General features: G+C 62.0%; 5 protein-coding genes. 2 read left to right on the top strand and 3 right to left on the bottom strand.

Annotated features, from left to right (window positions below):
* The 3 genes from JOY90_RS00040 to JOY90_RS00030 form a co-directional block, all read right to left on the bottom strand.
* On the bottom strand, nucleotides 1–525 hold a 525-nt coding region (locus tag JOY90_RS00040; protein WP_291689131.1), incomplete at its 3' end, for an HAD family phosphatase.
* 32 nt (nucleotides 526–557) lie between these two features.
* On the bottom strand, nucleotides 558–854 hold the full coding sequence (locus JOY90_RS00035; protein ID WP_291689130.1) for a hypothetical protein: 297 nt from the start codon (nucleotides 852–854) through the stop codon (nucleotides 558–560).
* A gap of 230 nt (nucleotides 855–1,084) precedes the next feature.
* Nucleotides 1,085–1,495, bottom strand: coding sequence for a DUF2000 domain-containing protein (locus tag JOY90_RS00030; protein ID WP_291689129.1), 411 nt, complete (start codon nucleotides 1,493–1,495; stop codon nucleotides 1,085–1,087).
* A 57-nt stretch (nucleotides 1,496–1,552) separates the two neighbouring features.
* On the opposite strand from JOY90_RS00030, the gene JOY90_RS00025 reads away from it, so the two are divergent.
* Nucleotides 1,553–2,401: an AraC family transcriptional regulator gene (locus JOY90_RS00025; protein WP_291689128.1), complete on the top strand. Its 849-nt coding sequence runs from the start codon at nucleotides 1,553–1,555 to the stop codon at nucleotides 2,399–2,401.
* Nucleotides 2,402–2,692: 291 nt separating this feature from the next.
* A partial coding sequence (locus tag JOY90_RS00020; RefSeq protein ID WP_291689127.1) for a phage integrase N-terminal SAM-like domain-containing protein occupies nucleotides 2,693–2,917 on the top strand: 225 nt, incomplete at its 3' end.

Below are 2,917 nucleotides of genomic sequence, written 5' to 3'. Positions count from 1 at the left end.
AAAATATCCGCGACGAGCAAAACCTAGCATTGGGATATCCCCGAAAGAATCCCCGACTGCAACCAACTCATCCTGCGTTGCATTAAGCTCAGAGAGCAGAATGGTCAGCCACGCAACTTTATCATCGGGCCAAAAATCGCTGACTTCGCCTGTGTCTGCCCAGTCGGTTCCAACTGCATAGTCGGCCCCAAGTTCGAGGGCGAGCCACTCGACAGCAAACTTCCATGTGATAGAGACTAATGCGGTTTTTATCCCCAATAGGCGTAGACGAGCAAAAGCCGCCTTCGCACCGGGAGCCAGTCGTACATCCTTCACATATTCGAGGATCGCTTCCCTGCCGTGCGGCAGATACCATGTCAACATTTGGCGGCGCGCAGCTGCAACCTCCTCCAAGGTCGTTGCTTGTTCGATTACGGTCATTTCCTCGCTTTTACCGAGGTGCCTGCCAATACATTCACAGACGGTTTCGCCTCGAAGCAAGGTCCCATCAACGTCAAATGCAACCAGACCCGGAAACGAGTGCATGATTCTGCCTACTTCGGCGCGTTCGACGTTCGTTAACGCCGCACCACGGCCGGCATCCAGTTGGCTGCGCGGCGGGCGATTCGGGCTCCGAGCGTCTCACTCTGGAACTCGTGCATCGTTACTGGCGCTATGAAACGAGACCGGTCTTCAAGACAATTCACGTTTACCACCCCGCAGGGCGTAGTTTCCAAGTCCGAAATCGCCGCGATGAAGACGCCACAGCGGCGACATATCAGAAAATCGGCGGTGCGGGTACCAAAGCGATAAAGCTCAACGAGCGACCAGTTGTCGGCCGAGACTTCGAGCAATCCCGACGGGTCGGAAATCATGCCGGGATTGTGGCTACGACAGAACGAGCAAGTGCAAGTTCGCACTGGATTGTTCTCGGGCGGCTTCGACAGTCGTAGGAGCACGTGGATGTTGCCGCAATGGCATCCGCCTGAGTGGTCCATCATAGCCTCCTTGTCGCAATGGCGAGATCACCCCACTGCGAGACTGGCAAATCCGAAGATTCCACCGTCGCGGCGGTTTCGGCGGCGGGGACGCCCGCCGCCGCAAATCAAGCCAGGAACTTCAGTCCGCCCGTGATCTTCTCCGTAGTTTTGCGGTCGGCGTGCAGGCCGATTCCGACGAGATCGAGGCCAGCGGTTGCAGTCGCGGCGACGCTTGCCCTGTTGTCGACATCGTTGGCGGTCTTAAAGAGGGGCGCTGTATAGATCGCGAACCGCATTCCCCGGCTGACAGCGCGGCCATGGGTTCGGGTCAGCTCGGTGCTCGTCGCTCCGTAGATGAAGATCGGCTCGCGGATCATCGCCGTGTAGAGCCGGTTGTCGCCGTCGCGATAGGGCTCGCCGACGATCTCGGGATAGGCACAGGCGAGGCCGCCCGAAAGGAACGCTGCGACATTCGCAATCTGCCAGGGCAGCAAATCCGAGCGGATGACGAGCGCGGTCTTGGTGCTGTAAATCATGCGGCCCATCCTGGGCGTCGCCGCGGGAGCCGTCTTGAACGTTCGTGCAGAAAAGCGATGGTTGAAGTTGCCCCGCCGGACTTCCTGATCGTCGATCCGCCCACGACCGGGTTGCAACGGCTCCGCGCTCGTTTTTCCGGCCACGCCTACGACCGGCATCGGCACGAGACCTATGCAGTCGGCGTCACCGAAGCGGGGCTCCAATGCTTCCACTATCGCGGTGCCGCGCGGACGAGCATGCCCGGGCGGATTGTCGTCCTCTATCCGGACGAGGTGCACGATGGCCATGCCGGCGCGCCCACCGGGTTCGTGTACAGCATGCTTTATGTCGACCCGTCACTGATCGCCGCCGCGGTCGATGGCCGGGCGCTTCCTTTCTGCGGGGAGCCGGTCCTTGACGACCTTGCGCTGCGCCACGTCCTCGCCGAAGCGTTTATCGAGTTCCCGCGGCCGATCGAAGATCTCGCGCTGCCCGCCCTCGTCACCGCGCTCGCGGACGCGCTCGCGCGCCATGCCGGTGCGCTCCGCTCGACAACACGCGTCTCTGGGAAAGCTATCGTTACCGCCCGCGAGCTGCTCGACACCGCTGCCGAGACAGTCAGCGCCGCGACGCTGGAAACGGAAACCGGGGTGGACCGATACGCACTCGCCCGCGCGTTCCGCGCTTCGATCGGCACGTCGCCCCATCGGTATCTAATCGGCCGGCGCCTCGATCGGGCGAAGGTGCAGATCGCCGCCGGCATCTCCCTCGCCGACGCCGCCTACGCAGCTGGCTTCGCTGACCAAAGCCACATGACCCGGCATTTCAAGTCGCGCTTCGGTCTTACCCCAGGCCGTTACGCCGCGCTTTTGCGCAACGGAGATCGCGGTACCCCGACTCCCAGGAATGGAAGGCGAAGGGTATAGGGCTTCGGGATCGGCTCACTTCGCCGAAGATCATTGGCAAACTTTCGGCGCTTCCTTCGGCGCGCGTGCACGGTCACCGAAGGCAGCAATCCACCAAATCCGGCGGTTCGAGAGAGCGTTAACGAATGACCGCAACGGGGCAATGCACTAAATCGCTGCCGCGATAGCCGCTGCGCGGGGGTGCACGTTGGCGGGGTCGGTGGCGAGTTGAGAGCGCGCTTATAGCAGGGTGGGGAGCGCCGTCCTGAGGAAGATGAGGTGTTGGCAAACCTCACTCAGGAGAAGCTCCCGATGAGCACTGATACCACCGTCAGCCCGCTGCGCCAGCGTATGATCGAGGATATGGCCGCCCGCAAGCTGGGGCGCCACGCGCAGAGAAGCCACATCCACAGCTGCAGGCGCTTCGCCGCGTTCCTGGGGCGCTCGCCCGACACGGCGACAGCTGACGACGTCCGCCGCTTCCAGCTGCACCTGGTCGAGAGCGGGCTGAGCATCTGCAATCGCAACCGGATCATG

The organism is Bradyrhizobium sp., from assembly GCF_019242285.1.
Lineage (GTDB): Bacteria > Pseudomonadota > Alphaproteobacteria > Rhizobiales > Xanthobacteraceae > Bradyrhizobium.
The sequence above is the reverse complement of the archived record's forward strand: the minus strand, read 5'-3'. Positions and strand labels throughout refer to the sequence as shown.